Source organism: Streptomyces sp. JK94 (genome assembly GCF_053613315.1).
Genome location: NZ_JBSICH010000039.1, coordinates 1 through 21,189 on the forward strand (window position 1 = coordinate 1; position 21,189 = coordinate 21,189).

A 21,189-nucleotide genomic window follows, 5' to 3' on the forward strand; every position below is an offset into this window, starting at 1 on the left:
GGAACGACGTAGGCGACGAGGGTTTTGTCGCCGGGGTGGTCTTCGCGGACGATGACGGTGTTGTGGCGGATGTGGGGGTGTTGTTGGAGGGTGGCGCGGGTTTCGGCGGGTTCGATGCGGAAGCCGCGGATTTTGGTTTGTTCGTCGGTGCGGCCGAGGTATTCGATGGTGCCGTCGGGGTTCCAGCGGCCGAGGTCGCCGGTGCGGTACATGCGGGTGCCGGGTCGGTGGGGGTTGGCGATGAAGCGTTCGGCGGTGAGGGCGGGTCGGTGGAGGTAGCCGTGGGCGAGGCCGGGTCCTGCCATGTGGATGTCGCCGGGGACGCCGATGGGGACGGGGTTGAGGTGGGGGTCGAGGATGTAGACGGTTTTGTTGTGGAGGGGGCGTCCGACGGGGATGGTGGGGCGGTGGGTGTCGGTGGGGGTGATGGGGTGGGTGAGGGTGAAGATGGTGTTCTCGACGGGGGAGTAGCCGTTGAGGAGGTGGAGGTGGGGTTGGTGGGTGAGGAGTTGGCGGGTGTGGGTGGGGGAGGCGGGTTCGCCGCCGGTGAGGATGTGGGTGAGGGAGGTGAGGGAGGTGAGGGCTTGGGGGTGTTCGTCGATGAGGTGGTTGAGGAGGCTGGCGGAGAAGTGTGCGGTGGTGACGGGGTGTTCGGTGAGCAGTTGGGCGATGACGGTGGGATCGGTGGTGTGACCGGGGTGCAGGACGCACGTCGCCCCGTGCAGCAACGGACCGAAGAGTTCCAGGGCGAAGGCGTCCCAGGCGACCGGTGAGCACTGGAGCCAGACCTGTCCGGGGCCGAAGTCGGTGAAGGTCTGTCCCATCAGGGTCGTGGTCAGGGCCTTGTGAGGGGTGACGACGCCCTTGGGCTCGCCCGTCGAACCCGACGTGAACATCACGCAGGCGACGTCTTCGGGGAAGACGGACACCGGGGGCGCGGTGTCGGGGCGGTGCGACACGGCTGGGTCGTCCACGCGCACGCTGTCGGGGAAGAGCTCGCTCCCGGCGGAGACGACATGCTGGACGCGCCCGCCGGCGCACAGACCGGTCAGTCGCGCCCGTGGCAGGCGGGGGTCCAGCATGGTGTACGCGGCACCCGTCCTGAGCACGGCCAGGACCGCGACCACCAGGGAGAGATCCCGTTCGAGCAGCACGCCGACGACCTGACCCGGTCGTACACCTCGGGCGATGAGGTGATGGGCCAGACGGTTGGCCTGCGCGTCCAGCGCGGCGTAGGTCATGTCCGCGTCCGGCGTGAGCAGCGCGGTCGCGTGCGGAGTGCGACGGGCCTGCGTCGCGACGACCTCGTGCAGGCAGGAACCCGCCCCGTCGTCGTCGCCGCCGTTCCAGGCGCCCAGGATCGCCGTCCGCTGCTCGGGGGCGATCAGGTCGGCCCGGGAGAGGCTGACGTCCGGGCGGGCGGCGAACGCGGACAAGGCTCGTGCCAGCAGTGCCGCGACCCGTTCGGCGGTGGTGCGGTCGAACAGGTCGGCCGCGTACGTGACGGTGCCCGCGATCCCTTCGGCGGCGGTCTCGGTCAGGTCGAAGGTGAGATCGAACTTCGCCGCGTCGAGGGGGACCACGCGGTGCTCGGCGCGCAGCCCGCCGAACTCCGCGGTGACCGACGGGGTGTTCTGCAGCACGAGCATGATCTGGAACAGCGGGTGGCGGGAGAGCGACCTCGGCGGGTCGACCTCCTGGACGAGCCGTTCGAAGGGGAGGTCCTGGTGGTCGTAGGCGACGAGGTCGGCGTCGCGCACCCGGGCCAGCAGTTCGCGGAAGGTGGGGTCGCCGCTGGTGTCCGTGCGCAGGACGAGGGTGTTGACGAAGAAGCCGACCAGGTCGTCGAGGGCTTCGTCGGTGCGCCCTGCGACCGGGGTGCCGAGGGCGATGTCGGTGCCCCCGCCGAGCCGGGTCAGCAGCGCCGCGAGCGCCGCGTGCAGCACCATGAACACGGTGCTGCCGGTGTCCCGGGCCAGGGACCGCAGCCGGTCGTGGGTCTCGCCGTCCACCGCGAACGGCACGGTGCCGCCGCGCGTGTCGCGCACCGCGGGCCGCGGGCGGTCGGCCGGCACGGTCGACTCCGCGGGCAGCCCCCGCAGAGCGGACCGCCAGTGCGCGGCCTGGGCGGCCAGCGCACTCCCCGGATCGTCCGGTGATCCCAGCGCCCGGTGGGACCAGAGCGCGTAGTCCGCGTACTGGACCGCCAGGTCCGGCAGGCCGGGGGCGCGACCCTCGGCCCGCACGTGGTAGGCGGTCGCCAGGTCGCGCAGCAGCGGCGCCGTGGACCAGCCGTCGGCGGCGATGTGGTGGAGCGTGATCAGCAAGGCGTGGTCCTCGGCCCCGACGCGCAGCAGATGCGCCCGCAGCGGGATCTCCTCCGTCAACCGGATCGGCGCCGACGCCAGCTCGCGCACCATCGCGTCGAGGCCCGCCGCCGCCACGTCGGCGACCGTCCACGGCACGTCGGCACCGTCGAGGACCCGCTGTACGGCGACGTCGCCAACGACCGGGAACACGGTGCGCAACACCTCGTGGCGCGCCACCACGTCGTTCATCGCGGCCCGCAGGGCCTCCTGGTCGAGCCGACCGCGAAGGCGTACCACCAGCGGGATGGTGTAGGCGGTTCCGCCCTCCACCTGGTCGAGGAACCACAGCCGCGCCTGCGCGAAGGACATCGGCGCCGGGTTCGGACGGTCACCCGCCACCAGAGCGGGGCCGGCCGCAGCGGCGCCTTCGACGTGGCGGGCCAGGGCGCGCGGGGTCCGGGCGGCGAAGACGTCGGCGATCCGCAGGTCCACCCCGAGGGCTCCGCGCACCTTGCTCATCAAGGTCGCCACGTGCAGCGAATGGCCGCCCAGGGCCAGGAAGTCGTCCTCTACGCCGACGGACGCGACGCCGAGGACCCGGGCGAACAGCGCGCACAGGGTCTCCTCGGCCTCGGTCTCCGCCAGGCCGCCCGCGCCCGTCGCCACCACCGGATCGGGCAGCGCGGCGCGGTCGAGCTTCCCGTTGGCCGTCAGCGGAAGGGCGTCCAGCCTCAACACCACGGACGGCACCAGGTGTTCGGGCAGCACCCCGGCCGCGTACGAGCGGACCTCGGCCGGCTCCAGGCGCCCCTCGGCCACGACGTAGGCCACCAGCCGCCGGTCGCCCGGCGCGGCCTCCCAAGCCTTGACCGCCGCTTGGCGCACGAGCGGGTGCGTCGTCAAGGCCGTCTGGACCTCGGCCGGCTCCACGCGGAAGCCCCGGATCTTGACCTGGTCGTCCGCCCGGCCGAGGAACTCCAGCACTCCGTCGCGCGCCCGGCCCAGGTCTCCGGTGCGGTACATCCGGCTGCCGTCGTGTGCCGCCACGAACCGCTCGGCGGTCAGACCCGTCTGTCCGACGTAGCCGTGCGCCAGCCCCTGGCCGGACATGTAGATCTCGCCCGCCTCGCCGTCCGGGACGGGGCGGAGGTCGGGATCGAGCAGATGGACGAACTTGGCGCTGACCGCACGGCCGACCGGAATCGTGGCGTCGGTGGGGCGGATCCGGTGGGTGAGGGTGAAGATCGTGCTCTCGACGGGGGAGTACCCGTTGGTCAGCCGGATGCCGGGGCGGCGCTCCAGCAGCGCCCTGACATGGCGGGGCGATGCCGCCTCCCCGCCGGTCAGCACGTGGGTGACGCGGTCGAAGGTCTCCGGGCGCTCGTCCACGAGATGGTTGAGCAGGCTCGCCGACACGTGCACGGTGGTTACGTCGTGGCGCAGGACCAGCCGCGTGATCTCCGCGGGGTCGGTGGTGTCCCCGGACTGCAGGACACAGCGGGCTCCGTGCAGGAGCGGCGCGAAGAGTTCCAGGGCGAACGCGTCCCAGGAGACGGGGGAGCACTGCAACCACACCTCGTCGGCGCCGAAGTCGGCGTACGTCTGGCCGGTCAGCGTCACCGTCAGCGCCCGGTGCGGTGTGACGACGCCCTTGGGCCGGCCGGTGGAGCCGGAGGTGAACATCACGCACGCGCTGTCCTCCCCCGACACGCCGACGCGCGGTGGCGTCGACGGGCAGGAGGCGGCCGGTGCTCCGGCGCAATCGACCGTCGTCCACGGTCCGTCGTCGAACGGCCCGCCGGGGGCGGTGAGGACGACCTCCACCCCGGCGTCCTCGCACACCGACGCCAGCCGGTGGGACGGGAACCGCGGGTCGAGCATGGTGTAGGCGGCGCCGGTCTTCAGCACGGCGAGGACGCCGACGACGAGATCGATACCGCGGGGCAGGTGGACGCCGACCACGTCGCCGGGGCGTGCGCCCTCGGCGATGAGACGGTGGGCGAGCCGGTTGGCGCGCCGGTCCAGGTCCCCGTAGGCGATCCGGTCGGCGCCGGAGACCAGCGCCGTCCGATCGGGGGTTCGTCCGGCCTGGCACGCGAACAGTTCGTGCACGGTCCCCATGACGGGATCGACGTCACGCGGGATGTCCGTCCTCACGGCCTCCTGAGACCTGGTCACCGCACCTCACTCCTTGCCGTCTCGGTCGTCGGTCGTCTTCTGTGAGCGGTCAGTCGCGCAGCGCGGCGAGGCTCGCGGGCCTCAGGTCCGTCCAGTGGGTCTCGACGTACTCCAGGCACGCCGCCCGGTCGGTCGGTCCGTGCGCGACGGTCCAGCCGGAGGGCACGTCGATCGCGACGGGCCACAGAGAGTGCTGGCGCTCGTCGTTGACCAGGACGAGGAACTCCGTGTCGGTGGCGTCGAAGGGGTTGGTCATCGTGGGGCTCCTCAAGAGGCGGCGGGCAGGTGGGTGGAAGGGGCGGCCGGTGTGCGGGAGGCGGGGCCGTCGAGGAGGCGGGGGAGCGGCCGCGGCCCGCAGACCGCCTCGATGGCGGTGGCCACCGCCATCGCGTCGAACGTGCTGTCCGGCCCGAACACGGAGAGGCCGACGGGCAGCCCGCCGTACAGCCCGGTCGGGACGGTGACGTTCGGCAGGCCCGCCAGCGCGGGCAGGGTGGACGTGTTGCGGGCGCCCCGGTCCCCGGCGGCGTCGTCCAGTGGCCACGCCGGGTCGCTGGTCGGAGCGATGACGGCGGACGCCGAGGTCCGGGTCAGGGCGTCCCGGAGTACTCCCCGGGCCCACCGCCGGGTCCGGGCGCGCTGTCCGCGCGCCTCGCCCCGCCGGCTGTCACCGACCTCCAGGGCGCGGACGAACAGGTCCTGGCCGAACGGTGCGGGCCACGCCTCGTTGGCCTCGATCAGCTCGGCCAGGGTGGCGGGCGCCCCCCGCCGCCCGGCGAGGTACGTCTCCAGGCCCGGCCGGAACTCGGCGATGAGGGCGTCCAGGGCCGCGTTCAACATCTCGTCGTCCAGCGGCAGTTCGACGGGGATCACGATGGCCCCCGCGGCCGTGAGCGCGGTGGCGGCCCGGTCCAGGGCGTCGAGCGCGGCCGGGGCCATCCGCCGTCCCGGCCAGGCCGCCAGCCGAAGCCCGCCGAGGGGCGGGACGGCGGTGCCGCGCCCGCTGGTCAGCGCGGTGAGCACCGCCGCGGCGTCGGCGGTGGTCCCCGCGAGGACGCCCGGCGTGTCCAGAGCCGGCGAGACGGGGACGATCCCGCTCGACGGGAGGACGCCGAGGGCCGGTTTGACGCCGACGACCCCCGTGACCGAGGCGGGGCAGACGACGGAGCCGTCGGTTTCCGTCCCGATCGCGACGGGCGTCATCGAGGCGGCCACCGCGGCGGCCGACCCCGACGACGAGCCGGCCGGGCTGTGGTCGAGCGCGTGCGGGTTCCGCGTCTGCCCTCCGGCACCCGACCAGCCCTCGATGCCGCGGGTGCTCCGGAAGTCGCCCCACTCCGACAGGTTGCTCTTGCCCACCACCACCGCGCCGGCTGCCCGCAGCAGCGCGACCACGGTGGCGTCCGCCCGGGGCGGGGCTCCGGCGAGGAGCGGTGAGCCGGCCGCGGTCGCGAGCCCGGCCGTGTCGATGTTGTCCTTGATCAGGACGGGTACGCCTTCGAGCGGGCGCTCGGTACCCGCCGCGTACCGCCGGTCGCTGTCCTCGGCACCGGCCCGGGCCGTGGGATCGGCCGCGAACACCGCGTTGACCGACGGGTCGACCGAGGCGATCCTGGCGAGGCTCCGGTCCAGCAGATCGACCGCTCCCCCGCGGCGCCGGCGCAACTGCCCACGCAGCCGGTCGATCGAGGGCCAGGGGGTGGTGTGGTCAGTCAAGGCGGCTCTCCCGCAGAGTGTGCGACGACAGGAACACCGCGATGGACGTGGCGGCGACGGCGCCGTGCAGGGCCAGCGTCACCGCGAAACCGAGCGCGTCGACGGCTACCCCCATCGCCACGTTCCCGAGCGGTGGAGCGCTGAAGGACAGGAGCGACATGATCGCCATGACCCGGCCCCGCATCTCCGTGGCCGCACGGCGCTGGATCAACGACGTCAGCACCAGGCTCGCCAGCGCGGTGATCATTCCCATCAGCCCGTAGCAGGCGGCCGCCGGGACCACGGAGGAGACCTGGCCCAGCAGGGACAGGGTCAGGGCCTGGCCGGCCAGGCAGCCCACCAGGACCGCCGAGGCGCGGCGGCGCACCGGCAGGACGAGGCTGGTGAGGAAGGTGGCGGCGGCGCCGACGGTGAAGGCGGACAGGAGGACGCCCGCCCCGGTGGCGCCGCCCCCGATGTGCTCGGAGAGCAGGACGAGCCCGACGTTGACCGGTCCGGCCCCCGCCAGCTCCACCAGCCCCACCACGACCAGCAGCAGCCGCAGGTCCCGGTGCCGGACCGCGTACCGCCAGCCCTCGGTGACCCGGGTGACCAGCCGCGAGGAGTTCTGCGGAGCGGGTTCCACCGACTTCTTCGGGCGGCACACCGCCACGCCGACCGCCGACACCAGAAAACTCGCCGCGTTGACCGCGGCCACGGCCACCATCCCGCCGAGGCCGAGCAGCCACGCGCCGACGGGACCACCGGCCGCCTGGCCCGTGCGCAGCCCGATCAGGTACAGGGCGTTACCCCGCACGAGGTCGTCCGCAGGCAGCAGCAGGGGCCGCAGAGCGCCGCTCGCGGGCAGGAAGAACGCGCCCAGCAGCCCCAGCACCGCGGCGGTGACGGCCAGGACCGGCACCGACGCGCCGGTGACCGCCACGGTGACCGCCGCGACGGCCATCAACACCGCGCGGGCCAGGTCCGATGACACCATCACCCGGGCCGGGCCGTGCCGGTCGGCGACCGCGCCCGCACCGAGGAGCGCCATGACCCGGGGGACGCCGGCCAGGGCGAGCACCGCACCGGCGGTGGCGGGCCCGGCCGTGCCGACGACCGTCGACGCCAGCGCGATGGTCCAGGCCGCGTCTCCGATGCTGGAGAGGCCGGTGGCGCCGACGAACGACAGATAGCGGGGCGACAGCGGGCCCGGCCGTTCCGTGCTCGCCACCTCGGCGGACGTGTTCATCAATGAACTCCCAAGGGCTCCGCGGCCGGCTGCGGCAGCCCAGAGGGCGCCCACAGGTCCTCGGCGGACAGGGCCTGCGCGCGGTACTTGCCCAGTGCGCTGACGAGCAGCCTCATCTCCAGCGCCATGCACGTGACCAGGCGCCGCAGGCCGGCCCGCGGGTCCTCGTCCACGGCGAGCAGGGCCGCTCGGCCCAGACCCACCGCGTGCGCGCCCAGCGCGAGGCACTTCACCGCGCGGGTCCCCTCCCACATCCTGCCGGACACCAGCAGGCAGCCCGGCGGAGGTCCGACGCGGCGCAGGCACTCGGCGAGCGGGAGCCCGACGTGGTCGAGGAAGGCCCCGGGGGCCCAACCGGTCCCGGCCTCGGCGCCGTCCACGGTGACCGCGTCGGCGCCCGCCGCCCACGCCACCCGGGCGGCGTCGCCCACATCGCGGCCGGGCGGAAGCTTCACCCACACCCGCGCCCGGGGATAGTTGTTGCGCATCAGCCGGATCTGCTGGCGCAGCACTTCCTCGGTGAACGTGCCCGGACTGGCGCAGCGCAGCTGCCGACCGGTCGTCCCGTCGAAGATCCGCTCCAGTGTGAACTGCTCGGCGAGACTGGCCGCGGCCGCGTCGTCGACGACCGTCAGCCCGCCCAGGCCGGGCTTGGCGCCCTGGCCCACCTTGAGTTCCAGAGCGAGTCGGCCGCTGTCGAGGAGGGGGCCGGCCGAGGGGTCGCTGTAGACGAGGTTCCAGACCTCGGCGTCGGCGTCCTCCGTGCTCTGCTGCACCACGACACCGCCGACGCCGTCGGGCACCGCGTCCGCGTAGGCCCGCATCCGGCCGAGCAGGCTGGTCTCCGCACGACCGGTGAGCCGTCCGGAGCCGTTCACGGGGGTGACGTTCTCGCCGATCACCATGGGGATGCCCAGTTCCCCCGCCTGTCCGCCGGCCGCCTGGCCCATTCCGCTCCCGGCGACCTGGGTCGACCCGAACGCCGACAGGTACAGCGGCAGCGGGGACGCGAACCCGCCGACCGTCGTGCCCAGGTCCACGTCGTGGTGGAGTGGTTCGCGGGCCAGCTCGATCAGTTCCTCCAGCCGCTGGGGCATGAAGACCGGGGGCACCAGCCGGATGCCGTCCAACTCGTCGCCACCGGCAGCCTGCCCGCCGCCGAACACGGCCCGGCCGTAGTCGTCCAGCGCGGGGAAGGCGGACGCCGCACCCGCACGGGCGCGTTCGCGCACCGCCTTCTCCGGGAAGCCGTCGGCGCGCAGGGCGGTCACGGGGTCACCGTCCCGGGGACCTTCGGGAAGGCGCTCGCCTGCCACACCGAGTGGGTGCCGGACACGTAGCGGGTCAACCGTTCGACGCCGATGCCGAAACCGGCGCTCGCGGGGATGCCCTCGCGCACCATCTTGAGGTACCAGGCGTACTTGGCGGGATTCTCGCCCGTCTCGCGCATCCTGGCGATGATCGTGCCGTAGTCGTGCTCGCGCTCACCGCCGCTGCACAGCTCGCCGTACCCCTCGGCGGCCAGCAAGTCGAAGTTGCGCAGGCGACCGGGGTGGTCGGGGTCCTCCTTGTCGTAGAAGCCGCGGGAGCCCTTGGGGTAGTCCGTGAGGAAGAACGGCAGGTCGGCCTTGGCGGACAGCAGCGCCTCACCGGCCCAGTCGATCTCCGCGTCCGCGTTCTGCGGATGTCCCATGGCGTGCAGGTCCCGCACGGCTGAGGCATGCGTCCGGCGCTCGAAGCCGGTGCCGGACAGCAGGGCGGCGAAGGCGTCGGGGTTGCGACCGAGCGCGTCGAGCTCGTGCGGAGCGCGCTCGACCACCCGGCGCACGGCGTGCTCGACGACTCCTTCGGCCACCGCCATCGCGTCCTCCCGGGACGCCCCGGCGATCTCCACGTCGATCTGGTGGAACTCGGCGAGGTGCCGACTGGTCGAGCTGGTCTCCAGGGGCTCAAGGCGCACGTTGGGGGCCACGCAGAAGATCTTGTCGAAGGCCGTCAGCGACGCCTGCTTGTACAGGATCGCGCTGGTCATCAGCTTGTACCGGTGGCCGTAGTAGTCGACGTCGACCTGCTTGGCGCCGCGGGCGCCGGGATCGGTCACCGGTCCGATCACCGGTGGCAGCAACTCGGTGAAGCCCTGCTCGGACAGCCGCTGCCGAACCCCGTCGAGCATCACGTGCTGGATGCGCAGTGCGGCTCGGGTGACCGGCGACGCCAGGTGGGCGCGTGGGTCGGTGGGCGGCGTGGGGGCTTCGAATGCGGTCTCCATGCTGGTTGTCTCCTCGGGGTCGATGCACGTCAGCCGAGCGTCGGGTCATCGGCGCGAACGGCTCGTTCCAGGGCGGCGTCGTCGAAGGTCCGCTCCACGTAGGACAGCGAGCGCAGCAGCTGACGGGGGTCGGTCTCGTCCTGGCCGTCGGCGTCCACCAGGCCGCCCAGGGGCAGCCTTCCGGTCCGGGACCAGCGCAGCCTGCCGCCGGCGTCGACGCGGGCACGGGTTCGCCCGGCGTTGTTGGGGTGCAAGCAGTAGGGGACGTCGAGGCAGCCGCGTTCCACGGCGCGGACCAGGGCGACGTCCAGGTCGTCGTGCAGGTTCAGGACACCGTCGATCAGGGCCCTGGCCTCGTCCAGCACGCCGCTGTCCGGTGGTGCGGGCCTGGCCGCGGGCCGTTCGTCGGCCGCCGCCGCGCTCGCGACGCGCAGGGCGGTCACGTTCTCCTCGACGGTGGGGATCCGGTGGGCCTCGGCGACGGTCTTCACGATCAGCCGCTCGGCTCCGGAGCGTACGGCCAGGCGGGCGGCCTCCGCGAGAAGCTCGGTCGCCCCGCCGGGCGTGCGGGGAAAGACGCCCATGTACGTGTAGAGGACGACGTGCCATTCGATGTCCGGCAGGAATGAGGCCGCCAGCAGCCGCAGCGCGCCCATGGCCTCGGCGTCCTGCTCCGGGTGCGTCTGCTGCGCGTAGCTCAGCGACACGCTCTCCAGGCCGTGCCGCCGGAAGAACATGCCTTCCAGCACGCTGATGGCCACCAGCAGGCTCGGGGGGCAGAGTTGGCCCATCATGCAGCCACCGAAGGACTCCAGGTGCGGGCGCGGGCCGGACTCCTGGAGCGCGGAGAGCATCCGGCAGGACTCGCGCCACGAACGGACCGCCTCCGCGACCGGCACGCGGCTGTACGGCAGGCAGTAGGAGAGCGGGCCGCCCTCGGTGGCGTGCAGCCCGCACGCGCCGATCGCGGCGATGATGTCCTGGGGCTGTGCGGAACCGTGCCGCACCTGCACCGGAAAGGACTCGTCGTGCAGCCCCGTCAGGATGTTCCGGGTCACCTCGGGCGGGTGGGCCACGATCGGGTAGCCGTTCAGATCGTCCCCCGCCGCCATGGCGGCGCGTACGGAGGCGTGGTCCCCGACCCGCGTGAAGCTGTCCAGGGTGATGGTCCCGGCCGCGCACACGCCGGCTTGCCGCACCGCGCGCAAGCCGGCCCGCATGTCCGCGGGATCGCCGAAGCCCATGCGCGGCTGCACGACGAGTCGGCCCGCGGTCGCGGAACGGGCCACGAACTCCCCGAACGACTCGGCTACATCGTGCGCCGCTACCGTCATGACGGCACGCCCGCGCCCAGCCGGGCCAGGAAGGACCGGAACGACGCCATTCCGACGCCGTCCTCGAAGACACCGTCGAAGCCCGCCTCGGCCAGCGCCTCGGCGCGGCCGTGCTCGTCCGGACCGTGGACGCCCAGCTTGCCGCCGATGACCACCGGCAGTTGCGACAAGACGTCATGGGCGCGCAGCGCGCCAATGACCCGTGCGCCCTCGTGGAAGCCGTGTCCGTTGACACTGCTGATCACGACGAGGTCGGGGGCGAGCCGCAGGCACTCCTCGACCATCAACTCGTCGGGCACGCAGGCGCCCAGGTTCACCACCTCGTGTCCCCATTCCTCCAGCTGGACTTGCAGGTAGACGAGGTTCCAGGTGTGCGCGTCCGAGGCGAGGCCGGAGACCAGGACACGAAGTCCTCGTGAACCGTTCGGCTGTCGTGGAGTCAAGGCAGTGCTCATCTCTGTCGCAAGATCGGTGGGGGTTCGGCCCGCGGCCCGCCGGGCGTCCGACGGGGCGGAGTCGCGCGAGGGCGGGGCGACTGCCGCGCTGCCGGCGGCGATTCGCACGTGCGCGGGGCTTCCTCAGTCCCAGGCCGTCGTGTCCCGCCCCTCGACCGGGGCCGGTGCCTCCGCCGCGACGCGCCGGGCCCCGCCGTCGTCGCGGCCGACGGCGGCCGACGCCGTGGCGAACGCGGGAACGACGGCGAGGAACAGGGCCGCGGCGAGCGTGGCGACGTGCGCGCGGACGGGCATGGCGAACTCTCCCTTGGTCGAGGTCGTACCAGGTGTTTCGCTGACCGGAGCCGGAGCCGCCGTGCGTCGTCCGGTGCGGACGCGGCCTCCCTGCCGGTGCCATCAGCCTCGCGGGGCCCGCTGCTCGCCGCTAGGGGGGACCGGTGTCCGGATCCGGTCCTCGCATAGACCGTCCAGCGTCGTCGCGGTCCGCGCGCAACACGTCGCGCGGGTCGGGGAGCGGCGCCACGGAACAGCCGGTCACCTCCGCGAACCGGAATCCGTCCTCGGCGGCTATGGCACGCGTCACGACGGCGAGCGCGACGGCCTCCGCCTCGGCCGGTGTGGCGGCGCTGACGAAGAAGCCCACGGTCAGACGCCGGTCGGAGCCGGGATGGACGCTGATGTGCTCGACGCGCTTGTGGCGGATCGCGTGGGGCAGGAGCATCCGGCTGATCCGCTCGGACGCGGGGAGGTCGACCATTAACCGGAACTGCACATGGACAAGCCGCATCTTCCGAGCTTGCGGAACGCGCCGGTGAGCCGACAAGGCGTGTCGGCGGACGGTCCCTGTCAGAGCCCAAACCGGCCATCATCGTCGCCGCCGGTTTCTGCCCGTGCCCCGGGGTTAACCGCTGTCGTGTGCCACGGGTGACGAACGCGGACCGACAGCCGACTCTGCGGGGGGCGACGTGCTGGACGTACTGGGGTTGGACGAGACGTGCGCCGCTGTCTACAAGGCGCTGTTGGAGCAACCGCAGGCGGGAATAGAGGAGTTACGGCAGTCTCTGCGGCTCGATGAGGACGGGCTCCGAACGAGCCTCGACAGGTTGAGCGAGCTGGCGCTGGTCCGTCCACGCCTGGGGGAGCCCGACGTCTACCGCGCCGTCGACCCCCAGTTGGGCGTCCAGGCCGTGATCGCGCACCAGCAGGAGCAACTGGCCGCGGAGCAGCAGAGGGTCGAACAACTCCGGCTCGCCGCGGTCCACCTCGCCGCGGACTTCGCCGCGATCCGTCCCCGGCAGGGACTGCCGGACGTGGAGCAACTGGACGACATCGATGAAATCCGCGACCGCATCCACATCCTCGTCCGGGAGGTGCGGGACGAGGTCATGACGCTCGTCTCCGGTGGGGCGCAGAGCGCGGCCAGCATGGAGGCGGCCAGGTCTCAGGACGAGGAGCTGCTGCGTCGCGGCGTCCGCATGAGGACGGTGTACCTGGACAGTGTGCGCAACAGCCCGGAGACCGTCGAGTACGCCACGTGGCTGGGTGAGCTCGGGGGAGAGATCAGGACCGTGCCCGCGCTCCCGCTCCGCCTCATGATCATGGACCGCGACGTGGCCATCGTTCCCGTGGACGGTGCGGACAGCAAGGCCGGCGCCCTGCTGCTGGCGGCCCGCGGACCTGTCACCGCCATGTGCGCCCTGTTCGACTGCTTCTGGGAGGAGGCCACCCCTCTCGGACGCTCCCCGGACCGGGCCCGAGGCCGCGACGCCGGCGGACTGACCCGCCAGGAGGCCGAGGTGCTGCGCATGCTGAGCCAGGGACTCACCGACGAGACGGTCGCCAAGCACCTCGGTGTCTCCGCCCGCACCGCCCGCCGTATCGCGGCCGAACTGATGGACGAGTTGGGCGCCCGCAGCCGCTTCCAGGCCGGTGCCCGCGCTGTCGCGAAGGGCTGGCTCAGCGGCGAGGAGTAGCGGAGCCGGGGACGGACGGCTCGACCGATCGGCTGCGGGCCGACGTCCCGCCCCGGCGCGACCGGCCGCCGAACGGATCACCGTGCACACGCGGCCGTGGCCGGGCGGTCGGCCGCGACGCCGCCACGTTCGGCCCGCCCCCAGAGGTACGCAGGCGCCACGCCTGGTAACAGCAACGCACGATTTTCCCCGCCGCCGAACACGAAATGTGCCCATCATGGGGCGCGGGAGCGTCCCAGCTTGCTGACCTGGTGACCGCCTGACGGGGACCCGGACACAGGTGCCTGGCTCCCGCTCGGGAGGTTCGCTGCTTGACTCGACAGCTCGTCCGCGGCATGCGTCCTGAGCGAGTGGACTGCGTTCCGGGCCCAAGCAGCGTGTCTTGCGGATGCCGCCTGCGGCCGCTGTCGGGACTTCGCCCGCCCCTGGGTCATTCGTCCACCGCGCCAGCGCCATGGGCCTCCGCTTCGGCGCCGTCGTCATCACCGACGCCGCAACCGACCCCACCGCGGCGACCGTCTGCACTCCGCACCTGCTACGTCATGGTCACCCGCGCCCGAGAGCGGGTGGTCCTGGGCGGCAGGACATTCGGCTGCTCTGCCACCTGGAGGAGCTGCACGGGTGGGCCATGATGCGCTGAGGCCTGCCGAGTGAGACGCCCGAGGGAGGCGCGGGCAGCGTCCGACCCGGACATACGACAGGTGGGGCCCATATCCGCCATGCCGCCGCCTCCCAACAGCGATACTGGATGTATGGACACGACGACCACCGCTTCCCGCGCCGAGGTGCTGCGGGACCGCTACCGCAGCCGACTGCCCGAGCGCTTGCAGGAGCTGGCCGGCCCCGTCGAGGGCAACGTGGACCTGCCGCTCCACATCGTCTGGTCCGGGCGGACGAGCTACAGCCTGGACCGTCCGAAGTCCCGCATGACGCTGTACCGGACCGTCCTCGCCGAAGGACTGCGCGAAGACCTGGTGGCACTCCTGCACCACCGGCTGATCACCGAGCAGTGGCCCGTGCTGGCGCGCTTGATCAGTCCCTACATCCGCGAGGTCTGGGAGTACGCCTTCCCCGAGCTGCTCCGCACCGCTCCGGCCGACACGACCGCCGCGTGAAGCTCACTCCGCTGCACGAGCGTCTCCTCGCCGACATCCTCGATCTCGGCTCCCCCTACCCTCTGGTCCTCACCGGCGGATACGCCGTGCAGGCCCACGGCCTGGTCGAACGATTCAGCCGCGACCTCTGTCGGCGGTCACAATCGGAGTATCGACACCCTCTTCCAGCTCGCTGCGAGCTTGCTTCGCCATGGGAGTGGCGCTGATACCTATGCCCGGCATGCACCTGATGCAACGTCAGGCAAGTCGGCATCTAGTCAGCATCAGTTCCCGGACATTCTGAAACGGCTGTCCGAACAGGCACCTGGTCGGTGGTGTCACAACAGCCTGGTAGACGCGGAAGCCCAGGCAGGGAGCCCTATCCCCAATGGCAGGAGATGTTCCTCGCAATCATCGACTCCGACGCCTGCCGGTGTACAGTGAATGCCGCCCTTGACCTGCAGAAAGCAGGCAGGGAGCCGATTTTCAGGAGTCCAGAGTGCTGCGTACCATGTTCAAGTCCAAGATCCACCGCGCCACCGTCACCCAGGCCGACCTGCACTACGTCGGCTCCGTGACCATCGACGCCGACCTGCTGGACGCCGCCGACCTGCTGCCCGGTGAGCTCGTGCACATCGTGGACGTCACCAACGGTGCCCGGCTGGAGACGTACGTCATCGAGGGCGAGCGGGGTTCCGGCGTGATCGGGATCAACGGGGCCGCCGCGCACCTCGTCCATCCCGGCGACCTGGTGATCCTCATCAGCTACGCCCAGGTCACCGACGCCGAGGCGCGGTCGCTGCGTCCGCGGGTCGTGCACGTGGACGGAGACAACCGTATCGTCGCCCTGGGCGCCGACGCGTCCGAGCCGGTCCCCGGATCGGACCAGGAACGCAGCCCGCAGGCCGTGTCGGCCTGACGTACGCAAGCGCACGGACGAGGAGCGTGGCCATGAGCGACATCGAGATCCGGGACGACCGGGCGGCGGGCCGCCTGGAAGCGGTCGGTGCCGGTGAGGTGGTCGGCCGTATCGAGTACTTCGTGCTGGACGCCCCCGCGCGCGCCCTCGTCCCCGTGCACACCGTCGTCGAGCCCGCCCACGAGGGCCGGGGCGTCGCGGGTTCGCTGACACGTGAGGTGTACGCCCTCGCGCGACGCGAGGGGATCGTCGTGGCCCCGCTCTGCTCCTACGTCGTGAAGTGGGCCGAGCGCCATCCCGACGAGGCACCCGCGGCCGATCCCGAGCTGCTGCACGCGGCGAAGGAGTGGCTCGCGGCGCATCCCGAGCGGTTCTGACCCGGACCCTGAGGGGCACGGAGGGGCACGGAGGAGTAGGAAGGGCACGAGGGCCGTCCGTACGTGCGGGGCCGCCCGGGCGCGGGCACCGGCGAAGAGGATCATGATGATCAAGGGGACGTGGGTGCTGGCGCTGCTGCACACGTCGCCCGTTCACGTCCCGGTCTTCGACGCCCTGCGTGACGCGGCGCATCCGGGTCTGGAGCTGCGGCACCACGTCGACGCCGAGCTGCTGGACCGGGCACGGCGCGAAGGGCCGGAGGCGGTGACGGACGCCGTCCGGGCCGTGCTGCGGGAGGTCGTCGCCGAAGGAGCGCGAGCCGTTCTGTGCACCTGCTCGACCATCGGAGCCGTCGCCGAGGCCGCCGCGGACGGCGCCGGGGTGCCGGTGCTGCGGGTCGACCGGCCGATGGCCGCCGCGGCGGTGGCCGCCGGTCCGCGCGTCGTCGTCCTCGCCGCCCTGCGGAGCACGCTCGATCCGACAGCGGTGCTGGTCGAGGAGGAGGCCCGGCGCGCCGGGCGCCCCGTCGAGGTGCGGACCCTCCTGGTCCACGGTGCCTGGCCGCGGTTCGAGGCCGGCGACACCGAGGAGTACCTGCGGCTGGTGACCGAGGCCGCCGACGCCGTCACCGATGCCGACGTGATCGTTCTGGCTCAGGCCTCCATGGCGCCGGCCCGGGAGTCGGCCGGGACCGCCGTCCCGGTGCTGGCCAGCCCCGCTGCGGGACTGGCCGCGGGGGCGGTGGCCGCGGCGCTTCGCGGGTAGTGCCCCGCCCGTCCGGTGTTCCGGCGCCCGGACACGGCAACGGCCGCCGCGTGTCCGCCGGTTCCGCCGCCACCTGCCCCCGGCCCCGTGCGGGACCGCCTCGGCCACCCGGGCCCGGCCGTTCGTGCGGGGGAGTGAGTGGGGCGACTGCCGTCGGGTAGGCGGGGGACAAGTCCAGAGCCGACGTCGACCGACTGGCCGGAGGACAGCGCCATGACGAACCCGTATCCGGACCCCGTTCCCCCCGGGCCCACTCCAGGACCCACCCCCGGCCCGGACCCGGAACCCCAGCCGCACCCCGACCCGGTGCCGGCCCCGGACCCCGGCCCGGAACCCGCACCCCCGCCTCCGCCCCCGGGCCCCGGCCCGCAGCCGACGCCCCAGCCCCCGGGGCCGGGCCCGCAGCCGACCCCGCCGCCCCCGCACCCCGGTCCCCCCGAGCCCTCGCCGTCACCGATCCCGCCGGGGCCGGAGCCCGTACCCCACCCGGAGCCCGGACCGCCGCTCACCTGAGCCGCGCGGAACGGCCCTACACGCGCAGGGCGGCGGGCGACCGTACGGGGCCGCTCACCGCCCTCGCCGTCCACCCGCCGCCTACGCCGTCCACCCGCCGCCCGGGGCGTACCCGTCACCCGCCGCCTCCGACTACGCGGTGACCTCCGACCGGTCGCCGCCCCACAGCGTGTGGAACGCACCCTCCCGGTCGGTCCGCCGGTACGTGTGCGCTCCGAAGAAGTCCCGCTGCCCCTGCGTCAGTGCGGCCGGGAGCCGCTCGGCGCGCAGGGCGTCGTAGTAGGCGAGGGCCGCGGCGAAGCCCGGCGTCGGTACGCCCTGCCGGGTCGCGGCGATCAGGACCTCGCGCCAGTCGTCCTGCGCCTCCGCGATCTCCCGGGCGAACGTCTCGTCCGACAGCAGGCTCGGCAGGTCCGGCCGGGCGTCGTACGCGGCGCGGATGCGGTCCAGGAAGGCCGCACGGATGATGCAGCCGCCGCGCCAGATCGCGGAGACCGCTCCCGGATCGACGTTCCAGCCGTACTCCTCGCTGCCCGCCGCGACCTCGTGGAAGCCCTGGGTGTACGACACGATCTTCGACGCGTACAGCGCCTGCTCCACCCGGTCGGCGAAGGCAGCCGCCTCGGTCTCGCCGAGCGGTGACGCCTGCGGACCCGCCAGCGAGCGCGAGGCCTCCCGCAGCGCCGCGTGCCCGGACAGGGAACGGGCGAAGACGGCCTCCGCGATGCCGGACACCGGCACGCCCAGGTCCAGGGCGATCTGCACAGTCCAGCGGCCGGTTCCCTTCTGCTCCGCCCGGTCGGCCACCACGTCCACGAACGGCTTGCCCGTCTCCGCGTCCACGTGCGCCAGCACCTCGGCGGTGATCTCGATCAGGTACGAGTCCAGGCGGCCGGTGTTCCAGATGCGGAAGATGTCCGCGATCCGCGCGGGCGAGTACCCGGCGACGTCGCGCAACAGCTGGTACGCCTCGCCGATCAGCTGCATGTCGGCGTACTCGATGCCGTTGTGCACCATCTTCACGAAGTGTCCGGCGCCGTCCGGGCCCACGTGCGTCACGCAGGGCGCCCCGTCGGCCGCCTTCGCGGAGATCTTCTCCAGCATGGGGCCGAGCGAGTCGTACGACTCCTTCGAGCCGCCCGGCATGATGCTCGGGCCGTTGAGCGCGCCCTCCTCGCCGCCCGAGATGCCGGTGCCGACGAAGTGGATGCCCTGCTCGCGCAGTTCGCGTTCCCGGCGGCGGGTGTCCGCGAAGTGGGCGTTGCCACCGTCGATGATCATGTCGCCGGGCTCGAGCAGCGGGGCGAACTCCTGGATCACCGCGTCGGTCGGGTCACCGGCCTTCACCATGATCACCAGGCGGCGGGGCCGCTCCAGGGCCGCGACGAACTCCTTGGCGGTCTCGGCCGCGACGAAGTCTCCCTCGTCCCCGAACTCCTCCACCAGCGCCTGCGTGCGCGACGCGGTCCGGTTGTGCACGGCGACCGTGTAGCCGTTGCGGGCGAAGTTGCGAGCGAGGTTGCGGCCCATGACCGCGAGCCCCGTGACGCCGATCTGCGCTGTCGTGCTCATTGGGTTGGCTCCTAGTGACCCTGGTGATTCTGGTGATTCTGGTGATTCTGGTGATTCCTGATGACCCTGATGACCCTGATGACCCTGATGTCGGTGGTGTCGGTGGTGTTCGTGATGCCTTGCGTCTGTGCCGCCCCGGTGCGGGTGCTGTCCGGGGCGCCGTGGTGCCGCCAGTATTGCCGCTCGACCTGACGTGTGCCGGTACGTCGGTCGCACTTCCGACCCGGCGTCCTCCCATACGCGGGGAGGGGGCCGGGTGTCTCAGCGGACGGGACGGGGCGTCGCCCTGCTGTGGGCGGCATTGATCGCCTGCCCGTCAGATGCGGGTGGCGTGCAGTGGTTCCACATCGAACGGGCGGGGCCCGTAGATGTTGATGGAGAGCGCGCACCAGCGGTAGCGCCTTGTGGAGGTCTGCGCCGAGGTGATGCAGGGAGTCGAAACCCCCGGCTCCCAGATGGGAAACTCCCCGTCCGTGTCCCGATAGGAACAAGGAAATCCCTCACCATCGGCAAAGCGGTATCCATCGAGGGCTTCGAAGTCGATGTGCTCGATCGTCGGCACATCCCGAGGATGCGACTCGGCCACTGCATCGATGGTCATGTCGTGGATGTCAGTGCCGCGGCGGGCAACGTTCGCCCGTTGGCCTCGACGTTCGTGCCGGCCCACCGGCGGAGACGGTGGGCCGGCACGAACGTCGAGGCCAGGGTTCCGTCCTCCGCACCCGTGGAAATCCGGCACGCTTCAGCGTTCTTCTGCCCTTCATGTGCGATTCGACTGCTCTTCATGTGCCATTCGTCCGGCATGCATCATCGCGGGCCGTGCGGGACGGCCGGACATTCCCTTATCCGATTCTCATGCGGAAGCTGTCGACGTGCGCGCGAAGTGTGCGGCAGGGTCGAACTGTCCATGCCGACGGTAAAGGGAGTCCGGTTTCCGCATGTCCAAGGAACGTTTCACCGTCGCGCCCGGAACGCGGCTGCTGCACATCGGTCCGCACAAGACCGGGACGACCGCGCTGCAGGGGGCGTTCCACCAGGCGCGCGTAGAACTGGCCAGTCACGGGGTGGTGTACGCGGGCAAGGGACGCCAGGCAAAGGAGCCGGCCGCGGCGATCACCACCGCGGACCCGCTGACCGAGGCCGGAGCCGCCAAGAAGGCGGTCTGGGACGCGTTCTGCGCGGAAGTGGCCGAGGCCGGCGACCGGCGCGTGGCCATCAGCAGCGAATTCTTCTCGCAGGCGGACGCCGAGGCGGCGCGGAATGTGGTGAAGGGGCTCGGCGGCACGGACGTACACGTCGTCGTGACGCTGCGCCCACTGCACAGAATTCTCCCCTCGCACTGGCAGCAATACGTCAAGCACGGGCTGTGCGAATCCTACGAGGACTGGCTCGACGGCATGCTCCGCAGACCTCCGTACGAGAAGCCGACACCCGATTTCTGGCACCGGCAGCGGCACGACGCCCTCCTCGCGCGGTGGGCCGACGCCGCCGGCCTGGACAACGTCACCGTGGTCGTGGTGGACGACGCCGAACCGCTGCGGCTGTTCCGGGCCTTCGAGGGACTGCTCGACCTGCCGGAAGGGACACTCGTGCCGGAGGAGGACGACTGTGGCGCCAACCGCTCCCTGACCCAGAGCCAGACGGAACTCGTCGTACGGCTCAACCGCAGGCTCCGGGAGCTCGATCTGCCCCGCGGCAAGGTGGTGCGCGAGGGAGTGGTCCCGCAGATGCAGGCCTACAAGCCGTCCAGCGGCGAGCCGCGGATCACGACCCCGGCCTGGGCCGGGGAAGCGGCGGCCGAGGTCGCAGAGGAGATGGTCGCGAACATCTCCTCCCTCGGCGTCCGGGTCATCGGCGACCTGTCCACACTGACCCGGCGCCCCGGCGTCACCACCGCTTCCACGGCTCCGGCCGATGTGCCCACCGCCGCGGCCGTGGAAGCGGTGCTCGGCGGGATCCGCGCGGGCTCGGCCCTGGAGTTGTCCCGGCAGGCCGAGCGGTCGCGGTCCGACTCCGTCGAGGACCGCCCGGTCCGCCAGGTCACCGCCCAGGACCTCCTGCGGGTGGTCGCCCGCCGCGCCCGCCGTCGCCTGCGCCGCCGCACACACCCCTCCGGCTGAGCCACCCCGCGGCCCCCGGCCTCCGCTGCCCCGCCGGGATGAGCGACGGGGCGGCGGAGGCCGGTCGCCTCGGTGTCACCGGTTCGCGTCCTGGACCTCGTCGAGCTCGCAGAAGGTGCGGCCGGGCTCAGGAAGTCCTGCGTACGGCGGAACTCCTCGTCGGCCGGGTGCCATCGGAGCCATGAGGTGACGATGTGCCGGCCGTTGCGGGTGGCGAGGACGCGGTCGGTGCCTTCGAGGACGTTGAACCACACCGGCACGTCGGCTCCGGTGTAGTCGCGCGCTTCATGTTCTCGGTGGCGAAATCCTCGGCACCCCCGATGTGGAGGGCCGGGTTGCGGAGGCTGTCGGGTCTTCCTGGACACC

Annotated in this window: 19 protein-coding genes and 1 pseudogene; 8 read left to right on the plus strand and 12 right to left on the minus strand. The window is 72.4% G+C overall.

Translation table 11 applies throughout. The features are described 5' to 3' along the window. The 10 genes from ACVV2G_RS28360 to ACVV2G_RS28405 all read right to left on the minus strand — a co-directional run. Window positions 1-4,487, minus strand: a 4,487-nt coding sequence (locus ACVV2G_RS28360) for an amino acid adenylation domain-containing protein (protein ID WP_453845625.1), incomplete at its 3' end; no start/stop codon positions are given. 49 nt (window positions 4,488-4,536) lie between these two features. Beyond that, the gene (locus ACVV2G_RS28365; protein WP_352158280.1) at window positions 4,537-4,743 is read right to left on the minus strand and encodes an MbtH family protein; all 207 of its coding nucleotides are present in this window, start codon (window positions 4,741-4,743) and stop codon (window positions 4,537-4,539) included. 11 nt (window positions 4,744-4,754) lie between these two features. Beyond that, window positions 4,755-6,203: an amidase family protein gene (locus tag ACVV2G_RS28370; RefSeq protein WP_453845626.1), complete on the minus strand. Its 1,449-nt coding sequence runs from the start codon at window positions 6,201-6,203 to the stop codon at window positions 4,755-4,757. Continuing rightward, the gene (locus ACVV2G_RS28375; RefSeq protein WP_453845627.1) at window positions 6,196-7,431 is read right to left on the minus strand and encodes an MFS transporter; all 1,236 of its coding nucleotides are present in this window, start codon (window positions 7,429-7,431) and stop codon (window positions 6,196-6,198) included. Before ACVV2G_RS28375 ends, ACVV2G_RS28370 begins: the two co-directional genes overlap by 8 nt. Continuing rightward, window positions 7,431-8,702, minus strand: coding sequence for a glutamate synthase-related protein (locus ACVV2G_RS28380; protein WP_453845628.1), 1,272 nt, complete (start codon window positions 8,700-8,702; stop codon window positions 7,431-7,433). Before ACVV2G_RS28380 ends, ACVV2G_RS28375 begins: the two co-directional genes overlap by 1 nt. After that, a complete protein-coding gene (locus ACVV2G_RS28385) occupies window positions 8,699-9,700 on the minus strand; it encodes an asparagine synthetase A (RefSeq protein WP_384704371.1) in 1,002 nt (333 codons plus the stop codon). Before ACVV2G_RS28385 ends, ACVV2G_RS28380 begins: the two co-directional genes overlap by 4 nt. 29 nt (window positions 9,701-9,729) lie before the next feature. After that, window positions 9,730-11,034 carry a methylaspartate mutase gene (locus ACVV2G_RS28390; protein WP_453845629.1) on the minus strand — a complete coding sequence of 435 codons (1,305 nt, stop codon included), beginning with the start codon at window positions 11,032-11,034 and terminating at the stop codon, window positions 9,730-9,732. Further along, window positions 11,031-11,477, minus strand: a complete 447-nt coding sequence (locus tag ACVV2G_RS28395) for a cobalamin B12-binding domain-containing protein (protein WP_384704375.1) — start codon at window positions 11,475-11,477, stop codon at window positions 11,031-11,033. The genes ACVV2G_RS28390 and ACVV2G_RS28395 overlap by 4 nt, the downstream gene beginning before the upstream one ends. A 135-nt stretch (window positions 11,478-11,612) precedes the next feature. After that, the gene (locus tag ACVV2G_RS28400; protein WP_453845630.1) at window positions 11,613-11,783 is read right to left on the minus strand and encodes a hypothetical protein; all 171 of its coding nucleotides are present in this window, start codon (window positions 11,781-11,783) and stop codon (window positions 11,613-11,615) included. 130 nt (window positions 11,784-11,913) lie between these two features. Continuing rightward, complete coding sequence (locus tag ACVV2G_RS28405; RefSeq protein WP_453845631.1) at window positions 11,914-12,276, minus strand: hypothetical protein; 363 nt, start codon at window positions 12,274-12,276, stop codon at window positions 11,914-11,916. 178 nt (window positions 12,277-12,454) lie between these two features. On the opposite strand from ACVV2G_RS28405, the gene ACVV2G_RS28410 reads away from it, so the two are divergent. From ACVV2G_RS28410 to ACVV2G_RS28435, 6 genes and pseudogenes are all read left to right on the plus strand, one after another. Continuing rightward, window positions 12,455-13,462, plus strand: coding sequence for a helix-turn-helix domain-containing protein (locus ACVV2G_RS28410; protein ID WP_453845632.1), 1,008 nt, complete (start codon window positions 12,455-12,457; stop codon window positions 13,460-13,462). Window positions 13,463-14,214: 752 nt separating this feature from the next. Beyond that, on the plus strand, window positions 14,215-14,577 hold the full coding sequence (locus ACVV2G_RS28415; protein WP_453845633.1) for a hypothetical protein: 363 nt from the start codon (window positions 14,215-14,217) through the stop codon (window positions 14,575-14,577). After that, a pseudogene (locus ACVV2G_RS28420) lies at window positions 14,574-14,705 on the plus strand (nucleotidyl transferase AbiEii/AbiGii toxin family protein); the annotation flags it as partial. The gene ACVV2G_RS28415 and the pseudogene ACVV2G_RS28420, both read left to right, overlap by 4 nt. Before the next feature lie 350 nt (window positions 14,706-15,055). Beyond that, window positions 15,056-15,475, plus strand: coding sequence for an aspartate 1-decarboxylase (gene panD / locus ACVV2G_RS28425; protein WP_453845634.1), 420 nt, complete (start codon window positions 15,056-15,058; stop codon window positions 15,473-15,475). Between the two features lie 32 nt (window positions 15,476-15,507). Next, window positions 15,508-15,852, plus strand: coding sequence for a GNAT family N-acetyltransferase (locus ACVV2G_RS28430; protein ID WP_453845635.1), 345 nt, complete (start codon window positions 15,508-15,510; stop codon window positions 15,850-15,852). A 124-nt stretch (window positions 15,853-15,976) separates the two neighbouring features. Then, complete coding sequence (locus ACVV2G_RS28435) at window positions 15,977-16,618, plus strand: aspartate/glutamate racemase family protein (RefSeq protein ID WP_453845707.1); 642 nt, start codon at window positions 15,977-15,979, stop codon at window positions 16,616-16,618. Between the two features lie 645 nt (window positions 16,619-17,263). Here ACVV2G_RS28435 and gndA read toward each other — a convergent pair. Further along, window positions 17,264-18,703 carry an NADP-dependent phosphogluconate dehydrogenase gene (gene gndA / locus ACVV2G_RS28440; RefSeq protein WP_453845636.1) on the minus strand — a complete coding sequence of 480 codons (1,440 nt, stop codon included), beginning with the start codon at window positions 18,701-18,703 and terminating at the stop codon, window positions 17,264-17,266. Between the two features lie 60 nt (window positions 18,704-18,763). Here gndA and ACVV2G_RS28445 point away from each other — a divergent pair, with 60 nt between their 5' ends. Continuing rightward, entirely contained in the window at window positions 18,764-18,895 is a 132-nt protein-coding gene (locus ACVV2G_RS28445) for a hypothetical protein (RefSeq protein WP_453845637.1), read from the plus strand. Between the two features lie 124 nt (window positions 18,896-19,019). Here the strand turns inward: ACVV2G_RS28445 and ACVV2G_RS28450 are convergent, their stop codons facing one another. After that, window positions 19,020-19,304, minus strand: coding sequence for a hypothetical protein (locus ACVV2G_RS28450; RefSeq protein ID WP_453845638.1), 285 nt, complete (start codon window positions 19,302-19,304; stop codon window positions 19,020-19,022). Window positions 19,305-19,641: 337 nt separating this feature from the next. Between ACVV2G_RS28450 and ACVV2G_RS28455 the strand changes: the two genes are divergently transcribed. After that, window positions 19,642-20,823: a hypothetical protein gene (locus ACVV2G_RS28455; RefSeq protein ID WP_453845639.1), complete on the plus strand. Its 1,182-nt coding sequence runs from the start codon at window positions 19,642-19,644 to the stop codon at window positions 20,821-20,823. Window positions 20,824-21,189: the final 366 nt, after the last annotated feature.

What these genes read in the sequence shown, in the direction of transcription:
- ACVV2G_RS28405 (WP_453845631.1), bottom strand. Translation starts at nt 12,276, where the DNA reads ATGCGGCTTGTCCATGTGCAGTTCCGGTTAATGGTCGACCTCCCCGCG.
- ACVV2G_RS28430 (WP_453845635.1), top strand. Translation starts at nt 15,508, where the DNA reads ATGAGCGACATCGAGATCCGGGACGACCGGGCGGCGGGCCGCCTGGAA.
- ACVV2G_RS28385 (WP_384704371.1), bottom strand. Translation starts at nt 9,700, where the DNA reads ATGGAGACCGCATTCGAAGCCCCCACGCCGCCCACCGACCCACGCGCC.
- ACVV2G_RS28450 (WP_453845638.1), bottom strand. Translation starts at nt 19,304, where the DNA reads ATGACCATCGATGCAGTGGCCGAGTCGCATCCTCGGGATGTGCCGACG.
- ACVV2G_RS28415 (WP_453845633.1), top strand. Translation starts at nt 14,215, where the DNA reads ATGGACACGACGACCACCGCTTCCCGCGCCGAGGTGCTGCGGGACCGC.
- ACVV2G_RS28365 (WP_352158280.1), bottom strand. Translation starts at nt 4,743, where the DNA reads ATGACCAACCCCTTCGACGCCACCGACACGGAGTTCCTCGTCCTGGTC.
- gndA (WP_453845636.1), bottom strand. Translation starts at nt 18,703, where the DNA reads ATGAGCACGACAGCGCAGATCGGCGTCACGGGGCTCGCGGTCATGGGC.
- ACVV2G_RS28390 (WP_453845629.1), bottom strand. Translation starts at nt 11,034, where the DNA reads ATGACGGTAGCGGCGCACGATGTAGCCGAGTCGTTCGGGGAGTTCGTG.
- ACVV2G_RS28445 (WP_453845637.1), top strand. Translation starts at nt 18,764, where the DNA reads ATGACCCTGATGACCCTGATGACCCTGATGTCGGTGGTGTCGGTGGTG.
- ACVV2G_RS28455 (WP_453845639.1), top strand. Translation starts at nt 19,642, where the DNA reads ATGTCCAAGGAACGTTTCACCGTCGCGCCCGGAACGCGGCTGCTGCAC.
- ACVV2G_RS28375 (WP_453845627.1), bottom strand. Translation starts at nt 7,431, where the DNA reads ATGAACACGTCCGCCGAGGTGGCGAGCACGGAACGGCCGGGCCCGCTG.
- ACVV2G_RS28400 (WP_453845630.1), bottom strand. Translation starts at nt 11,783, where the DNA reads ATGCCCGTCCGCGCGCACGTCGCCACGCTCGCCGCGGCCCTGTTCCTC.